Annotated in this window: 11 protein-coding genes; 7 read left to right on the top strand and 4 right to left on the bottom strand. The window is 45.4% G+C overall.

Going from position 1 to position 18,011, the window contains the following annotated elements; translation table 11 throughout:
- Nucleotides 1-52 precede the first annotated feature (52 nt).
- The 4 genes from JO154_RS23915 (at nt 53) to JO154_RS26565 (ending at nt 9,441) form a co-directional block, all read left to right on the top strand.
- Entirely contained in the window at nt 53-4,897 is a 4,845-nt protein-coding gene (locus JO154_RS23915) for a PKD domain-containing protein (RefSeq protein WP_291950800.1), read from the top strand.
- Between the two features lie 97 nt (nt 4,898-4,994).
- Nucleotides 4,995-7,838: a PKD domain-containing protein gene (locus JO154_RS23920; protein ID WP_291950803.1), complete on the top strand. Its 2,844-nt coding sequence runs from the start codon at nt 4,995-4,997 to the stop codon at nt 7,836-7,838.
- Nucleotides 7,839-7,852: 14 nt separating this feature from the next.
- Nucleotides 7,853-8,884, top strand: a complete 1,032-nt coding sequence (locus JO154_RS23925) for a PorP/SprF family type IX secretion system membrane protein (protein ID WP_291950806.1) — start codon at nt 7,853-7,855, stop codon at nt 8,882-8,884.
- A 200-nt stretch (nt 8,885-9,084) separates the two neighbouring features.
- The gene (locus JO154_RS26565; protein WP_366935599.1) at nt 9,085-9,441 is read left to right on the top strand and encodes a T9SS type A sorting domain-containing protein; all 357 of its coding nucleotides are present in this window, start codon (nt 9,085-9,087) and stop codon (nt 9,439-9,441) included.
- 346 nt (nt 9,442-9,787) lie between these two features.
- On the opposite strand, the gene JO154_RS23930 is transcribed toward JO154_RS26565, so the two are convergent.
- Entirely contained in the window at nt 9,788-10,960 is a 1,173-nt protein-coding gene (locus JO154_RS23930) for a class I SAM-dependent rRNA methyltransferase (protein WP_291950810.1), read from the bottom strand.
- 137 nt (nt 10,961-11,097) lie between these two features.
- Here JO154_RS23930 and JO154_RS23935 point away from each other — a divergent pair, with 137 nt between their 5' ends.
- The 3 genes from JO154_RS23935 (at nt 11,098) to JO154_RS23945 (ending at nt 14,038) form a co-directional block, all read left to right on the top strand.
- Nucleotides 11,098-11,679 carry a nucleotide exchange factor GrpE gene (locus tag JO154_RS23935; RefSeq protein ID WP_291950813.1) on the top strand — a complete coding sequence of 194 codons (582 nt, stop codon included), beginning with the start codon at nt 11,098-11,100 and terminating at the stop codon, nt 11,677-11,679.
- Nucleotides 11,680-11,790: 111 nt separating this feature from the next.
- Nucleotides 11,791-12,960, top strand: a complete 1,170-nt coding sequence (gene dnaJ / locus JO154_RS23940) for a molecular chaperone DnaJ (protein WP_291950817.1) — start codon at nt 11,791-11,793, stop codon at nt 12,958-12,960.
- 136 nt (nt 12,961-13,096) lie between these two features.
- The gene (locus tag JO154_RS23945) at nt 13,097-14,038 is read left to right on the top strand and encodes a class I SAM-dependent methyltransferase (protein ID WP_291950821.1); all 942 of its coding nucleotides are present in this window, start codon (nt 13,097-13,099) and stop codon (nt 14,036-14,038) included.
- A 38-nt stretch (nt 14,039-14,076) separates the two neighbouring features.
- Here JO154_RS23945 and JO154_RS23950 read toward each other — a convergent pair whose 3' ends face one another.
- From JO154_RS23950 to JO154_RS23960, 3 genes are all read right to left on the bottom strand, one after another.
- The gene (locus JO154_RS23950; RefSeq protein WP_291950823.1) at nt 14,077-15,816 is read right to left on the bottom strand and encodes a von Willebrand factor type A domain-containing protein; all 1,740 of its coding nucleotides are present in this window, start codon (nt 15,814-15,816) and stop codon (nt 14,077-14,079) included.
- 111 nt (nt 15,817-15,927) lie between these two features.
- Nucleotides 15,928-16,464: a hypoxanthine phosphoribosyltransferase gene (gene hpt, locus JO154_RS23955; protein ID WP_291950826.1), complete on the bottom strand. Its 537-nt coding sequence runs from the start codon at nt 16,462-16,464 to the stop codon at nt 15,928-15,930.
- 52 nt (nt 16,465-16,516) lie between these two features.
- Nucleotides 16,517-17,989, bottom strand: a complete 1,473-nt coding sequence (locus tag JO154_RS23960) for a glucosaminidase domain-containing protein (protein WP_291950828.1) — start codon at nt 17,987-17,989, stop codon at nt 16,517-16,519.
- Nucleotides 17,990-18,011 lie beyond the last annotated feature (22 nt).

The following is an 18,011-nucleotide window of genomic DNA, read 5'->3' on the forward strand; positions in this document are numbered from 1 at the left end:
CAATTTAGGTATTTCATTTATTACTATGATCGGGTCTTGACATGCAAACGTCATGAAATATATCAACCGATTCTATGAAAGCTGCGTTATCTTTCTGCTGGTATTACTGACTGGAATTTCCCATGTGCATGCACAAAATGTGGTTATCAGCGCCGACACTACTAGTGGCTGCGTACCCTTGCTAGTCAGCTTTAATGCTACCCTGGATCCAGGGTACACCAGCTATTTATGGACTTTCGATCAGGGTTCAACAGTCAATAACCTGCTGAACCCCAAGAAAACTTTTACTGTCCCCCAAACATACCATGTAACTTTTACAGCTAACTACCCATCCGGACCTATTACCAAAAGTCTGGACATCGTGGTGCATGATGTACCTAATGCCAAGTTCGCAGCCACAGCTACTACCGCCTGCCCACAAACACTCATCGCCTTTACAGATCTATCCAACGTATCAGATGGTACCATCCCTTCTGTGGAATGGGATATGGGGGATGGTACCATCATCACAACGGTAGGTGGTGCAACGGTTGGGCATCAGTACACTGCCTCCGGCCAGTTCAATGTAACCACTATCGTTACCAGTAACTGGGGCTGCCGCACCAGCAGTACACCGCTGCCGATAACCATCCGTAGCGCACCACCAGCACCCACTTTTCAAGCGGTAAAACCAAACAGTTGCACCGCCCCATTTAATGCCAACTTCATCAACAATACGCCGAACCCTAATAACGCATTCACTTTCACTTACGACTACGGCGACGGCTCTACGGGAAATTCCTCTAGCCACACCTATCTAAATACAGGCAGCTATACGGTCACGTTAACAGCCACCAATGGGGTTTGTAGCAATTCAACAACACTAAATAACTATATCAATATCGGCAGTCCGAAACCATACTTCACCTATTCAGTGGTGTGCCCAGGTCAACTGGTACAGTTTACCAATACTTCAACACCTACGCCTACCTCTTCCGTCTGGACATTCCCAGATGGCACCAGCGCCAACACCTTGAATACACAACATGTGATGAACATTTCCGGCCAAGGGGTAACCTTGTCTATAGCCCTGGATGGTTGTGCAGATGTTATAACCTTGCCGGTCACACTGTATCCAGCGCCAACAGATATGCCATTCGCTGCGCCGGATAATAGCTGCGCGATACCACCTACTACGCAGTTCAGTGTCTCCAATAGCAATTCGGTAAGCTGGTCCTGGAATTTCGGCGATGGCAGCCCTGTTTCAACAACTATGAATCCAACACATAGCTATACCGCCAACAATATTTACACCGCCACACTGACGGCCACCACAGCAAACGGTTGCACGGCAACTACCCCTGTAACACTGAACTACTCATTGCCAACAGCAACAATAACCCCTGACAAAATTGAAGGTTGTATACCCCTGGATGTAACTTTCAATACAACACCCCATACTAGGCCAGGTGAAACAATCACCAACTATTCTTGGAATTTCGGCGATGGTACTACTGGCACAGGCGCCAACCCCATGCATACCTACACCACTGAAGGCAATTTTATTGTCACCCTCAACTTCACCACTAGCAATGGTTGTAAAAATACAGCGACCTCCTCACTGAGAGCGGGTTTCAAACCAGTGGTCGATTTCTCTGCCAATCCATCTATCGTTTGTGCAAAGGACCCTGTTCAGTTTACTAATTTATCAAATCATAAAGGCACGAGCTGGCAATGGCTTTTCCTGACTGATGGAGGTAGCAGCACAGTTCAAAACCCACTGTATTATTTCCACACGATCGGAAAACAATCGGTACAACTAATGGTAAATAACTATGGTTGTAAAGATTCCCTGATCAAATCAGATATCGTGATTGTAACACCGCCAATCGCGCTGTGGCATGCAACCCCGAACTGCGATACCCCTATGAACAGGACCTTTCAAGACCAATCTCAATGGGGTACAGACACAACGCTACCTCACCTCATGGAATGGAATTTTGGCGACGGAACACCTGTGGTAACTACCACTAATCCTACCCATACCTATGCAAATCAAGGACGTTACAAGGTCACCCTAAAAGTGAGCAATACTGTCTGCGATAACATATTTGCAGATAGCATCTATATCATCAATCAATCGCCTACTATCACCAGTAGCGCAAATGCAGTTTGTATCGGTAATCCTGTGAGCCTTACTGCTGTCATCAATGATCCTTCCCTACAAGGAGGTTATACGATAGATTGGGGAGATGGCACTACCTTGTTTTTCGCTGGTTGGAACACCCCAATTGCACACACGTACGCCAAGCCGGGCGTTTATACCATGCAAGCAACGACATACGACCTGAACAACTGTAAAAGACAATCCAACACTCAACAAGTAACAGTAAACGGACCTATTCCAAAATTTACCATCTCTGGAAAACCTTGTCGTAATTCAAATATCACTTTTACGGATAACTCCTCCACAAATGCCGGCAACCAACTGGTTAACTGGAAATGGGACTTCGGAGATAATACACCACCAGTAACGTTAACGAATACACCGATTACCACCACACATCAGTACACAAGTGATGGCGGATATACCGTAAAACTCTTGGTGACAGACAAATACAACTGTACGGCTGCAGTCTCCCAATTCGTACAACTGGACCCTAACAGCGCCAGCTTCACCATGAGTACGAATGAACCTTGTATCAATGAAATGCGTACTTACTACAATACTTCTACCGGTGCTGCCAGTTCTGCATGGGACTTCGGAGATGGTACCACCAGCATAGTAACCAGTCCGATTAAAGCATATACAGCACCAGGTAATTACACGATCAAACTGAAAATCACCAGTGCCAAGGGCTGTATGGATTCAACTACTCAAAACCTGCGCGTACCGAATCCCAAAGCAGATTTCACCATGCCACAGGTTTACCTGCCATGCCCGCCCGTGACAGTAACATTCACCAATAACTCTACGGATTTCGTACGTTCATTATGGGATTTCGGAGATGGTAGTTCTTCTACAAACAATACTCCCGATGGACATATCTATTCCCGTCCGGGCACTTATGTCATCACACTTACCGTATACACCCGGGAAAGTTGCAGCAACCAGGTGAAAAAAACCTTGACAGTGGATGGTCCTGATGGTACCGCTACTTTTAATCCCGATCATGGCTGCGCTCCTTTGGTAGTGGGAATGACAGCCAATGCGGTGAAAACAGTAAAGTACGCCTGGGATTTTGATGATGGTGTTGTGGAGACAACATCTTCACCAGCCTCCCCTCCTCACACTTATGAAAATGCCGGCATCTTTACACCACGCGTAATCCTGACGGACAACAAAGGCTGTTCTGTACCCGCTTTCATCAACGGAAAAATCACGGTGGATAAACCAACCGCCGATTTTGCTATCGATAATTCCATGGCTTGCGGTGGAGGTGTGGTCAAGTTCACCAATCTGTCAAAAACCCTTACAGAAGATGTGCTGAATATGCCTTATACCAGTAACTGGAACTTTGGCCAGCCCGGACTTCCAGGCAATACTACCACTACCAGGAATCCTACATTCACCTATCCTACACCAGGCACCAGCACGGTTAAACTAGATATTACCACCGCCTATGGCTGTCAGGCTGAAATGATTAAAACAGTAATCATACCCCAACAGCCCAAAGCCAGTATAGACAGTATCCCAGATATCTGCCAATCAGAAACAGTTGCTATCAGCGGCAAAGAATTAAGAGGAGTACCAAATGTAATATGGACCTGGAATGTAGGCAGCGATATAACAAACCATAACATCACTCCGTTTAATTACACTGGTAATACGCCAGGCGTCATTCCTGTGAAACTGACGATCACCAATGCAGATAGTAGTTGTCCTGATATCGCCACTGCTCAGTTCAGCGTACACCCAACACCGTTATTATCTCCTACACCAACGCTGGCGAATGTTTGTCGTGGTTCCAGCCTACAACTGTCTGCCAATACCGATGCGAATGCATCCGTATTATGGACCAACTATAAAATCGATAACCCAACATCAAAAACGCCACTGGTATCTCCCGAAACAGACACCACTTACACGGTTATTGCAACAAGTCCTTTTGGCTGTAAAAATGAAAAATCCGTGTCGCTCACGGTTACACAACCTTTCAATATGCTGACTATTCCTAATCAGGTCATCTGCATTGGAAACAGTATACAACTGAATGCAAGCGGTGCGTATAAATACTCCTGGTCGCCGGCCCTTGGCCTCAACCGGACAGATATTCCTAACCCGGTTGCCTCTCCACTGGTAACCACAGATTATGTAGTAACTGGATCCGATTCCAATAACTGCTTCCATATAAAGGCAACATCCAGTGTTATCGTTAAACCGAAACCTACGGTAGACGCAGGGCCTGATCTTACGTTATCTAATGGTTCCATCACGCCTTTGCAGCCAAATATCAGTGCAGATGTTACTTCCATTCAATGGATACCGCCAGATAACCTCAGTTGTTCCAATTGCGCCAATCCTATCTTGACGCCTAAAGGAGACGCGACCTACGTGATAGACGTCACTAACTATTACGGATGTACGAATAGTGACACACTCAATATCAAAGTGATATGTGACAACGCTAATATTTTTATTCCCAATACCTTCTCTCCCAACAAAGACGGGGTGAACGATATTTTCTATATCCGCGGCCGTGGCGTGCAGGAAGTGAAGTCGCTGCGAATTTTCAACCGCTGGGGACAACTGGTTTTTGAACGAACGAACTTTAACACCGATGATATTTCCAAAGGCTGGGATGGCACCTTCAAAGGAGAAATGCTCCCACCGGATGTATACGTTTACTTCGTGGAAGTCATCTGTGATACAGGAGGCTCAGGACTCTTGAAAGGTAATTTGACGCTTTTAAGATAGGCAATAAATTGATTATCAGCACAAAACAGATACAATAGGTCATTATTCGTTTTTTTCATTAATTTGTGGACGCAATTGAGAAAAACCGCCGATTCCTATGAACTATCCTCAGCCAAGATGTTTACGAACATTATTGTTGCTGGCAGCCATGCTGACAGGTAATCTCCTGTTTGCCCAGGTCGATTTCAAATATACCGTTTCCCCTGCGTCCTTATGTGCTCCCGTAACCGTCTCTCTGACGAATACCTCTACAGGTACAGCTCTGACCTATACCTGGGATTTCGGCGACGGACGAACTTCTACCGATGCCAACCCAACAGTGACCTATTCCACCGGCGGCGTGAAAAAAATCACGTTAACGGCACACAACTACAATGTGGATAACTCAGTTTATAAAACATTTACGATCGGGGATATTCCTGCGGTTAATTTTTCGGCAGACGTGACCCAAAGTTGTAGCTTCTATACCGCCACATTCACCGATCAAACGCCCGGTGGTACTAACCGCGTATGGGATTTCGGCGATGGTACAACTCCAGTAACCACTACTGGAGCTACTATCACACACGCCTATACGAAAGCGGGGAAGTTTGATGTAAAAGTAACGGTGTCCAATAGCAATGGTTGTTCTTCACAACTCATAAAACCAGCCTACATCAATGTTTCATTGCCTACCCTTCAACTGAGCACGCCAGTAGCAGGTTGTGTTCCTTACACGGCCAACTTTACAGCCACTTCCACCAACATCGTAAATGACCCTGTAATGGGTTACACATGGGAGTTTGGCGATGGAAGTCCGGCTCAAAATGGTGGGGCTACTATCAGTCACGCCTATACGCAAACAGGCACTTACGCAGTAGCAGTTACCGTAAAAACCGCCAGTGGATGTACAGTACGCACTTCATTCGATAAACAAGTACATACCGGGAATCCACCGATTGGTGTCAGTTTTACGGCTTCCCCTACGAATGCCTGCACCGGCGAACCTATCCGCCTGCTCGCAAATGCGCAATATGCGGATACCTATAGTTGGGATTTCGGCGATGGTAGCACCCTAGAAACTACTACCAACGATATTAAACATGGATTCAATGCCAACGGTACATTGATCGTAAATATGAAAGCTGGCAGCAATGGTTGTTATACCAGCGCTCCTTCTATACCTGTTACTATCAACGGACCGGTTTCTTCTTTTTCGTATATCCGTAACTGTTCGGTGAAAACCGAATTTAGCTTTACTAATACTTCTTCTAATGCTTCTGCGGCAGCTACCTATCAGTGGGACTTTGGCGATAACTCACCCATTGAAACCACGAAAGATGCCACCCACAGATACAGTGTTCCCGGAAAATACACGGTTCGTTTAACGGTGTTCGACAATAACGGAACCTGCTCTCACAGCAGCTTCCAGACGGTAAATTATTTCCTGGCTGATTTCACCACTGGCGTAAGCGCTATTTGTAGAGGTAACAAGATTACTTACGAAGTACTGAACGTACCACAAGAACTGGTGGCTTCTTATACCTGGAACTTTGGAGACGGCACTACTTACACGGGTCCGGAACAGAGTTACACCAAAACTATGAATACTGCCGGCACTTTCGATGACCAACTAATTATCAAATACAACAATCCTGCGTATTGCGATGATATCGTAACGAGGAATGCGAATATTCGCATTCTGGCGCCCCAGGCCAATTTTACTTTGGCCAGCGGCCTATGCGCGGGTCAGCCGTCTACCTTTAATAATACGTCAGTTACCTCACCGAATACACCTATCACTAACTGGAAATGGGACTTAGGGAACGGTCAAACCTCCACTGCACAAACGCCTGCGGCCCTGAAATATTCGGCTTCCGGCGATTATCAAGTGAAACTGGTGATCACAGATGCAAGAAACTGCATGGATTCCATCAGCAAAACCATCAGTATCAATCCATCACCGTTCCTGAAAGTAACCACTGCCCAAGCTAAAATCTGCGAAGGAAGCGGCACCACGCTCACCGCCACCACGGACGCTAGTATACAATGGCTCACTGCAAATAATATCAGTTGTGTAAACTGTACTACGCCTACTGTTTCACCAATAGCCAATACCCGCTACCTAGCTGAAGCCACTAACCCTTTCGGCTGTACGATGCGCGATTCTGTAGATATTGCCGTGGTACCGAAAGTAGCGCTGACTGTGGCTAGCAAAGATATCATGGTATGTTTCGGCAGCAGTACTAAACTTCAGGCAAGCGGCGCCAACTATTTTAAATGGACTCCTGTAGACGGTCTTACCAACGACCTCATTGCAGATCCCATCTCTACACCTACTGCAGATATTACTTACCAAGTAACTGCCACCAACGATCCTATGTGTCCATATAGTGCACCAGTGGCCGTGAAAGTGAATGTGAAACCAGTACCGGATGTAGATGCCGGTAAATCGCAAACGGTTCCTGTTGGCTCTGTGGTAAAACTAATGGCTTCCGGCAGCGGCGATATTATCAAGTGGCAATGGTCTCCGACAGACTACCTGGATTGTTCTTTCTGCCCAGTGGTAACTGCGGCGGTTCGCAAACCAATGACATACAGTATTACAGGTACTAACGCTTTCGGATGTACGAAAAGTGCAACCGTTACTGTAGATTTGGTTTGCAATAGCGACGCCATTTATATTCCAAATACTTTCAGCCCTAACGGGGACGGCATAAACGATATTTTCTATCCACGCGGAAAAGGCATCAGCTTCGTGAAATCGCTGCGCATTTTCAACCGCTGGGGACAGGAAGTATATCGCCGGGAACAGTTCAACACCGATGATAAAAGCAAAGGATGGGATGGTACATTCAAAGGGAAGCCACAATCTTCCGATGTATACATCTATTTCCTAGAAGCGTATTGTGATACCAACGATTTCCTGCAACTGAAAGGGAATTTAACATTATTGAGATAGTAACGTAAGAAAACATGAAACACCTGTATTGCATATTATGCTGTGTTATAGCCTTGCTTGCCGGAGGCGTTGCTTCCGCGCAGGATATACACCTGTCGCAGTTCTATGAAACACCCATCCTCCGCAATCCAGCGCTGATAGGGATTTTCAATGGTGATTTCCGGGTACAGGCAGTATACAGGAACCAATGGAATAAAGTGACCATTCCGTACCAGACGGGAAGTCTAAGCGGGGAAATCAAATTCCCTGTAGGCCAGGGAAATGACTACCTGACAACCGGCCTTCAATTCACTTATGACCGTGCTGGTACTTCGAGGTTACAATCCACGCAGGTTCTGCCGGCTATCAACTATCACAAATCGTTGAATGCGGATAAAACCAGCTATCTGTCTGCGGGTTTTATGGGAGGTTTTGTACAGCGTCAGTTTGATCTGGGCAATATGACATTCGACAACCAATATACTGGTGGCCGTTTTGACCCAAGCATGCCTACAGGTGAGGAAGGAAGACTGGCCCTCCGTGGTTACAGCTATTTGGATGCCGGATTTGGATTGAGTTACAATAGTGTATTTCGGGAAGACATCAACTACTACATTGGCGCTGGTTACTTTCATTTCAACAGTCCGAGGGTTTCCTTCTACAATGATAAGTCCATCGTATTGAATACTAAACTGACATTTAACGCCGGTATCTCGATTCCTTTGGACGAGCGCGTGAAGTTAGTGGCAGAATACAATCAACTGCATCAAGGCACCTACTCCGAATATATCGGAGGTGCTATGCTGCGTTACGCCCTCATGGACCGCGGGCTGGAATCTACAAAAGGCATCTATGGCGGGCTCTTCCTTCGCTGGAACGACGCCATCATTCCTACGGTTAAGCTCGATATGGATAAGTATGAATTAGGGATGAGCTATGATGTGAATATTTCCAAATTGAGAACTGCCAGCCAGAGTTTCGGAGGCTTTGAAATTTCCCTGGTGTTTAAAGGTTTCCTGAATAGCCGAAATAGTACTTTGGAGAGTGTGAATTGCCCAAGATTTTAAACATTAAAAGAAAATGAAAGTCAAAGAATTAGGGCAAAAAGCAGGCTGGAAGCGTTAAATTTTACATAAAAAGAGCAAAAAATATAACCAAATGGCGTTGTTTTTGTTAAATTTACGTAAGCGTGGGTTTTGAATAATTGTGAGATTTATCAATCAAAAAACTATAATATATTTGAAAATAATTTTATCTTTATAGTACTATGTTAAAATCCTCTACCCTCCTTTTCACACTTGTTTTCTGCCTATTTACCCTTGTTGGAAAGGCGCAAAACGATAAATCCCAGCCGAATTCGGACGGGGGTAGTAAAATTGTCAGACTGTATCCCAACCCTGCTACCTCTATCATAAACTTTGAAATTCAGCAACTTCATAATAACGAAAAGACATACGATCTTATTGTATATAATTTTCTAGGGAAAAAAATTGACCAACTGAAAGCGGTTGGAACAAGAACATCCGTAAACCTAGATAATTATTACAGTGGGCTGTATATCTATCAACTGAGAGATCAACGAGGTAACTTGGTGGAGTCTGGTAAATTTAATGTTGTGAAATAACGCTATACCTGAAAAAATATTAGAAAGAAGCCGTCTCTTGTTTTGAGACGGCTTCTCTCTTTTTGGTAGTTTCTGCCCGTCGAGCAGGAACTACCAAAAAGAGAGAAACCCAGAAAGTAATTGGTTAATCTTGTGGGGACTCATCTGCCTGTCGTTCCTGCCCGAACAGGCAGGGATTACCAAAAAGATCAAAGCCCAGGAGGTAATTGTTAATATTGGAGACTCGTCTGCCTGTCGTCCCTGCCCGAACGGGCAGGGACGACCAAAAAAATAAAAAACGGATTTGACGTCGCAGACGTCAAATCCGTTTTTTGATACAGCTTCTTTGCTGCTGCTATTGCAAAAATTATTGTACTTCTACAATCAAGAATTTGAGATAAGTAGTATTCTCAATATTCCATAAGATCGGGTGATCTTGTGCCTGTGTCTGGAAGGTAACCTGACGCAGTTTCTTTTTGGCATCTTTCGCTGCCATATCAATGATTTCCAAGAAAAGGCTTGGCGGTACCAGGTTGGTACAAGAAGCAGTTACGAGGAATCCACCCGGCTTCAGCAGTTTCATACCACGCAGGTTGATTTCCTTATAACCAGTAATGGCTTTCTGGATATTCTCCCTGCTTTTGGTAAATGCTGGAGGATCCAATATCACCACGTCAAATTTCTTTTCTTCTCTAGTCCATTGTTTCAACTGATCGAACGCGTTTACCGCCTGGAATTTGCAGGTATCCTGCAGATTATTCAGTTGGGCATTACGGCGAGCCGTATTTACGGCATGCTCGGAAATATCCAGTCCCAGTACGCTTTTCGCACCATAGTGACCGGCATGGCAAGAGAAAGTTCCGGTGTAGCAGAATGCTTCCAGTACATCGGCGTCTTTAACGATATGTTGAATAGCCCTACGGTTGTCCTGCTGATCGAGGAAATAGCCCGTTTTCTGGCCATTTTCAATATCTACATGGAACTTCAAGCCATTTTCATTGATGATAACATTGGTATCAAATGGAGCAGAGAGGAAGCCTTTCTGCTGGGTAAGACCTTCCAATTCACGAACTGGCACATCATTGCGTTCGTAAATTCCCTTAGGAGAGAAGATTCTGTTGAGCGCATCTACGATCGCTCCTTTCCATTTATCCATACCCAGGGCCAGCGTCTGGATTACCAGGTAATCATTGAACTTGTCAATGATCAGGGCAGGCATCTCATCGGCTTCTCCAAATACCAGTCGGCAGTTTTCCTGATAACCGATTTTCTTGCGGTATTCCCAGCATTTCAGCAGTCGACGATAGAAGAACTCTTCATTGACTTCCTCACTTTTATCGCGGGTAAGAATACGTACTAAGATCTGGGACTGCGGGTTAATATAACCACGCCCTACGAAATGGCCTTGATGAGTGAAAACATCCACGATATCACCAGCATTCACCGGACCGTCGATCTCTCCAACCTCATTGCCAAAAACCCAGGGATGTCCCTGCAATACCCTGTTTTGTATCTTTTTCTTTAAAAAAACTTTTGTCATTTATCGCAATTCGAGGTGCAAAGGTAAGAAATAGCAGGCAGCAAGTACCAGATACTATCAATTCCGTGTCAATTTGTCGCCAAATAAGGCTTGGCAAAGTAATTGACTGCTTATCTTTGCAGACAATCATTACAACTATGACAGAAAAAGAAAAAGACATGCATCAAGAGGACATCAACAATACCGAAAATGAGAACAGCATGCCAGATATTAACGCTGATGAGAATATGAGTGGAACTTCGCATATGAATAATGAGTTGGATGAATCTGGTGAACTGGAGAAAAAAGACCAGGAAATTGCCGAGCTGCGCGACAAATACCTGCGTTTACAAGCAGAATTTGACAACTTCCGCAGACGCACTGCTAAAGAAAAAATGGAATTGGTGCAGACTGCTGGCAAGGATGTAATCATATCTTTGCTGGATATTCTGGACGATAGCGAACGCGCTGCCAAACAAATGGAAACTGCCACAGATGTAGCCGCTGTTAAAGATGGTACTATGCTGGTTTTCAATAAGTTTAAGACTAACCTGGTAAGTAAAGGCCTGAAAGAAATGGAAAGCCTCCACCAGCCATTCGATGCAGATCTGCACGACGCTATTACCGAAATTCCTGCCCCAACCCCTGATCTGCAGGGCAAGGTACTGGACGTATTACAAAAAGGATACTACCTGAATGACAAATTAATCCGTCATGCAAAGGTAGTTGTGGGTAAATAAATGACGATGTGGCATAAATGCATTTGTTGCTATGCCGATAACCGACAGCAATACAATAATTATTACCGAACCAAAAACTCCGATTATTCGGAGCAATAAGTTTTTTTTATAATGTCTACCAAGAGAGATTATTACGAAGTGCTTGTTGTTGTAAAAACAGCTACACAGGATGAGATTAAAAAGGCCTACCGCAAGGTGGCAATGCAATATCACCCTGACCGTAATCCCAACAACAAGGAGGCGGAAGAGAAATTCAAAGAAGCCGCCGAAGCATATGAAGTGTTAAGCGACCCTGATAAGCGCGCGCAATACGATCGCTTCGGACATGCGGGCATGAACGGTGGCCGTGGCGGATTTGGAGGTGGTGGTAACATGAACATGGACGACATATTCTCCAACTTCGGTGACATATTCGGTGACGATATTTTCGGCAGCTTCTTCGGAGGCGGCAGACCAGGTGGAGGTGGCGGCGGCCGCCGTGGACGCGGTACCCGCGGTTCCAACCTGCGCGTGAAAATTCGCCTTACCTACGAAGAAATCGCCAAAGGCGCCAACAAAAAAATCAAAGTTAAAAAATACGTTTCCTGCCAGCATTGCGGCGGTCTTGGTGCAAAGGACAAAAACTCCTTCCAAACCTGTAGCACCTGCCACGGCTCCGGTCAGGTAAGAAAAGTGACATCTACCTTCCTCGGCCAAATGCAGACCGTTACGACCTGTCCTAACTGTCATGGAGAAGGCCAGATCATTACCAGCAAATGTAACCACTGTAAAGGCGAAGGTCGCATGTACGGCGAAGAAACCGTTAGCATCGATATCCCAGCAGGTGTTGCAGAAGGTATGCAACTCAGCATGAGCGGTAAAGGTAATGCAGGCGAAAGAGGCGGCGCTCCCGGTGATCTCCTCATCCTGATTGAAGAAGAACCACATCCGGAACTGCAACGCGATGGCCTCAACGTAGCCTACGACCTGCATATCTCCTTCCCAGATGCCGTATTCGGCACTTCTGTAGAAGTACCTACCATCGACGGTAAAGCTAAAATCAAAATACCAGCAGGAACACAAAGCGGTAAAATCTTCCGCCTCAAAGGCAAAGGTTTCCCTTCCGTAAACTCCTACGACCGCGGCGATCAACTGATCCAGGTTAACGTGTGGACGCCACAAAACCTGACTAGCGAAGAACGTGAGATGATGGAGAAAATGATGTCTTCCGACAATTTCAAACCTAACCCAGAAAAATCTGAAAAAGGATTCTTCGAAAAGGTAAGGGATATATTTAGCTGATAAATCTCCTGCGCAGCCAACAGCAACAACTGCTGCTGCCCAGATATATAACTCCTGCCCCGGCAGGCTCCTCTAAGCTGAAAACAGTGACGATCTTTATACACTCCTCACTGCTTTCAGCTTTATCTTTTCTACTATGGATAATAAACTGCAGATGTTCGAAAACCGGCTGACGAAAGTCTACCGGCATATATCCAAACTGGCCCGACGCCAAAACATCACCTGCTATCGTGTGTATGATGATGATATTCCCGAATTTCCTTTTAGCATAGAAATTTATGAAGACTATGTGTACATCGCGGAATATAACCGTAAACACGGTATGGAGGAAGATGCGCACGAAGCATGGCTCGACAGTTGCCTGGAACTCATCAGCAAAGTATTGGATGTAGCACCCTCCAAAATATGGGTGAAACAACGTCAGCGCAAAGAAAATAGACAAAGCCAGTACGAAAAACTCAGCACCGAAAGCCATGAAATGATCGCCCATGAAGCGGGACTCAATTTTAAGGTAAACCTCTCCGATTACCTGGATACGGGCCTTTTCCTGGATCACCGTATCACGAGAGGAATGGTGAGAGACGAAGCGAAAGATAAAAAAGTACTGAACCTCTTCTGCTATACTGGTTCTTTCTCCGTGTATGCAGCCGCAGGTGGCGCCTCACAAGTAACTTCTGTAGACCTCTCAAAGACTTACCTGGCCTGGGCGGAAGAGAATTTCCGTATCAACGATATAGATACTTCCAAACACGAGTTTGTACATGCAGATGTACTGCAATACCTGGATACACTTAAAATAAATACGTTCGATCTCGTAGTCATAGATCCGCCTACATTCAGTAACAGCAAGCGTATGAAGGAATTCCTGGATATCCAACGGGACCATGTGGTGATGCTCAATAAAGTATTGCTGGCTACTAAAAAAGGCGGCGTGATTTATTTCAGTACAAACTACCGTCGTTTTGTGATGGAGTCCGATCAGATAGAAGCCTCTTCCATCAAGGATATCACGGCACAAACATTGCCGTTCGACTTCCAGCAGAAGATGATCCGTTATTGCTATAAAATCATCAAATAAATAATATTCCTTTTTCCTGTATCCGCAGGAAAAAGGAATTATTCCTGTTTACGGGCTAATCGCACCAACTTCAGAAACTCTTGCCTGTAGCCATTTTTATCATTTCCTATTGATTTCTTCGCCATACTTTCCACCATATCCCAATCTCCACATCCCCTGTACGCGGAATTTCTTAACAACATCCCAAATAAGGCCACAGAGGCGGCAAAACGATAGTCTGCAGACGCATCTGTAAATGCCATACTACTGGCCGATATTTGCATTTCTTTACTTTCAGGCCCTGCCTGGAACGGTCTGCGATAGGTCACCTTGATTTTCGCCAGAATCGTGTCTCCCGAAATACTATCTACTGGTTGGACTTCATACAAGGCTACAGCACAATGTCCGCTCCCAATAATGCCACCAGCAATGGAATCCTTATCTGAAATATCAGTTGTCAACACTTTGTTTTCATAACCTATAAGCCTATACGATTTCACGGTAGCAGGATTAAAACTCACCTGCGCCTTTACATCTCTGGCGATGGTGAATAAAGTGCTGCCAAACTCGCGGGCAAATATTTTGTTGGCTTCCTCCAGGTTATCGAGGTAGGCGAAGTTGCCATTCCCTTTGGCGGCCATGATTTGCAACTTGGAGTCTTTATAATTTTTCATCCCTACCCCCAAGCAAGTCAATAGTACGCCACTTTCTTTTTGCTTAGAGATGAGGTCGTCCATATCCTCATCGCTGGATCGGCCTACGTTGAAATCCCCGTCTGTAGCCAGTATCACGCGATTGTTCCCATCTGAAATAAAATGTTGTTCTGCCACTTTATAGGCCATTTTAATAGCCGCTTCGCCAGCAGTAGCGCCATTTGCTTTGAGATTATCCACCGCATTGAGGATTTTCTCTTTTTGATCACCAGCCGTAGAAGGCAATACCACAGCAGGTTCGCTGGCATAAGCCACAATAGCCACCCGATCTTTAGCGCGTAGATTATTCACCAACACCCGGAAAGCGGCTTGTAATAACGGTAGCTTGTTGGGGGCATCCATGGAGCCGGATGCATCTATCAGGAAAACTAGGTTACAAGAGGGCAGACTGTCGATATCCACTGCTTCTGCGCGTATCACAATCTGTAAAAGCTGGTGCTGCGGCTCCCAAGGACAGGTAGCATAATTAGCCGACAAACCGATCGTTTGCCCTTTAGGAGGAAGCGGATAATTATAGCTGAAATAATTCACCATTTCCTCTATACGCACGGCATCTCGAGGCACTTTTTCTTTTTGTCGCAGGAATCTTCTGATATTACTGTAGGAAGCCCTGTCTACATCCACGGCAAAGTTGGATACAGCCGCCACTGTTGGACGCTGGAACTTATTTTCGTACGTGGCGCCATAGGTTTCGTTATAGAAAGTATGAATGCCCATGCCGGCATTGGTGTAGTTGGGATTGCTATTTCGGGAGACTTTTGCCCTCGCTTTGGCCAGTGTTATTGCATCCATCGGTTTGCGCAGGGGAGCCATGGAGATCAGCAACCGGTCATCTTGTTTGGCGTAGATGATTTTTGTCTGATAGCCAGCCAGCTCCATTTTCAACTGTACTATTGGGTGGGCAATTGGAATCCTGAACAGACCATAACTATTCGTTACTGTCTTTGCAGTATCGTTTATAACGCTGACGGCTACACCGGAAAGGGGCCTATGGGCTGCACTATCTTCAATTGCTCCGGAAATCCAGCTACTTTGGGCGTTAGCTAAATTACAGTACAATATCAGTAGCAAAAGCAACTTTCGCATGTATTAAATTAATAATTTATACTGATATAACCATGATTAACCTAGGATATACAAACAAAAATCCCGGTTTTGCGCACAAAACCGGGATTTTTAGTCTTTTTAGTGATCATTCTACTCTACCAGTTGGTAGATTTCTGGCAGGTTGCGACCCAGGCCATCGTAGTCCAGACCATATCCCAACAGGAATTTATTAGGTACGGAGAATCCGAGATAATCAATTTTGATAGGGTGTACCATTGCTTCTGGTTTGGTCAGCAGAGAGGCCACCATCAATCTTTTAGGTTGCTGGTGTTCCAGTTGTGGCAGGAACTGGCTCAATGTTTTGCCGGTATCCACAATATCCTCCAGGATTACCACGGTACGGTCGAAGAGGTCTTCATCCAGGCCAATTGCCTGCACCACGTTACCAGTGGATTTGGTGCCTTTATAAGACGCCAGTTTGATAAAAGAGATCTCCGCATCGATGTTGATATATTTAAACATATCAGCGGCGAACATAAAAGAACCATTGAGGATAGCAATAAACAACGGCTTTTCACCTTTCAGATCATGATTGATCTGGGTAGCCATTTCCCTTATGCGCGTCTGAATTTCTGATGCGCTGATATAGGGTTGAAATTGTTTGTCATGCACTGTGATTACCGACATAAATACTTCTCATTTCCAGTTTAAACAATTGAAAGCACCAAAAAGATGGCACTTATTTTCCCACAAGCAGGCGTTGACCAATTTTGATATCAAAGCCCTGCAAATTATTCCATTCCTGTAACTGGGTTACAGTCCTATTGTACATTTTAGCGATTCCGTAGAGGGTTTCCTTCGGCTGTACTTCGTGGTACTGCTGCGTTCCTGTAGCCGGTTTCTTCTGAACTGGCGCTGGTGCAGGCGTTGGAGTAGGCTCTACAGGCACCGGTTTAGGCATGGTAGCCTTTGTTGGTGGATTATTCGTAGTGACTTCCCCGTTCTTCTTCAGATCTTCTATCATCGCCACTGGAATACCGCCAGTATTTTCCTGTTCAGGTTTCTTGGATGGCACAGCAGCCACTCCACCTTGTCTGGCAGGTTCTTGGCGCGGTGTTTCCACTTTCTTAGGCGCCACATATTCTTCCTCTTCTTCTTCCTGGTAGCGGGTATTCTTAGCCAGTGCAGGCGTATTGGAGGAGAAGCCTGTCAGTGCCAATTGCTGGCCTGCGGCAGGTTCTTCGCCTTCATGCAGTTTATTACGACGGCGGAGCCATTTCATCATCACCCCTTCTGCCTGGGCCACATCGTGTAAAGATTCTCCTTTGGCCACGAGATGGGTATCCTTCCCACCTCTTTTTCCTTTCTTCTGCAAAAAGATAATCATATCCTTTTTCAGTGGGCCATCGCCGGGAAGATCGTTGAAGCGTACCAGTTTGCTGAGGCGGATATCTCGTTGACTGGCGAGGCCAATCAGGGAAGTACCTGCTTTGGCAAAAATAGCCTTACGGCCATTAATTTCGAAAACGCCTTTAGGATAATTACCAGCTACCGGCTTACTGCTACGGGGAGGCTTATTAGCAGCAGTGTTGTTATTGCCTGGTTGATTCGTGGAACCACTTGGCCTGGAACCGCCGCTGTTACCGGCAATGCCATCTCCCGAAGTCTCTACATCCGCATCTGGCACTACTTTACCTAAAGCAATAAGGGAATATCTTTGCAGGTTATTATCCTCAATTACTTTGATCAGTTGTTGGGGATAGGTTTTATTAGTGGCATAACCAGCCTGTTTCAGCCCATATGCCCAGGATTTATAGTCATCTCCATCGAATTGGAAAAGGAAGGAATAACGAGGATTATTCCGAAGGAAATCAGAGTGATCCCTGTAGGATTCCCTCGCTGTTTCGTATACACGAAAACATTCCTGTGCCTCATCATCGTCATAACGGATGGTTTTCCCTGTCCAGTTATTTTTACATTTAATACCGAAGTGATTATTGGATTGCAGACACAGCGTACCGTTGCCGGACTGTGTTTCCACAACACCCTGCGCCAGCGTGATGGCAGCAGGAACGCCAGTGCGTTTCTGCTCTTCAATAGCCAGTTGCTTATAGGTGGCAATGTATTGCTGAGTTGTCATCTTCTGCGCCTCCGCCATCATAGCGGTGCTTATAAGAAAACTGACCACCAGCAAGAATTTCTTTACCTGCATGTATCGTTGAATTTAATGGGCG

Origin of the sequence: Chitinophaga sp., from assembly GCF_019236475.1 — a bacterium.
In the GTDB taxonomy this organism is placed as follows: Bacteria; Bacteroidota; Bacteroidia; order Chitinophagales; family Chitinophagaceae; genus Chitinophaga.